Genomic DNA, 569 nt, shown 5'->3' with positions numbered 1-569 from the left:
AAACCAAGGGCTTTCAGGGACAGCCCGCGGCGAAGGATAATGACCAGGAACAGGATCAGCAGGATGATCAGGGACTGCAACAGGAAGCCAACCAGCACCAATTGAAGTTGTGATCCCGTCGATTCCGGAAGGGCTCTGAAACCTTGAGAAAAAGTCTGCAACAACCAGGGCAGGACAAATCGGACGCTTGCCAGGACAGCGATCAGAAATAGCAGCGTGTCCGCCAGTGTGACCCTGTAAAGCTCGTGATATCCCTTCATGCCTGAGCGATCGATTCCTGAAGCAGTGACAGTGCATGCCTCAGGCTCGCATGTCGGACGGCATGACGGTTCCCCGGAAACACCTGATGCATCGCCCATGTCTGCAGCTGGCTTCCCGCCAGAGCGAAGTGAACCAAGCCCACCGGCTTTTCAGTGCTACCGCCTCCAGGTCCAGCGATTCCCGTAATCGATATGGCCCGCTGTGCATTGGGGCTTTTGTCCAAGGCTCCTTCTGCCATTGCGACGGCGGTTTCGTAACTGACGGCTCCGAAACTCTCGATTACCTCCGGGGGCACGCCCAACAAACGT

Annotated in this window: 2 protein-coding genes; both read right to left on the bottom strand. The window is 56.6% G+C overall.

The features are described 5' to 3' along the window. Positions 1–260, bottom strand: a 260-nt coding sequence (locus FRC98_RS20995) for a hypothetical protein (protein ID WP_146983516.1), incomplete at its 3' end; no start/stop codon positions are given. Continuing rightward, on the bottom strand, positions 257–569 hold a 313-nt coding region (locus FRC98_RS20990), incomplete at its 5' end, for a CinA family protein (RefSeq protein ID WP_146983515.1). The genes FRC98_RS20995 and FRC98_RS20990, both read right to left, overlap by 4 nt.

It is taken from the genome of Lujinxingia vulgaris, assembly GCF_007997015.1.
Lineage (GTDB): Bacteria > Myxococcota_A > Bradymonadia > Bradymonadales > Bradymonadaceae > Lujinxingia > Lujinxingia vulgaris.
The sequence above is the reverse complement of the archived record's forward strand: the minus strand, read 5'-3'. Positions and strand labels throughout refer to the sequence as shown.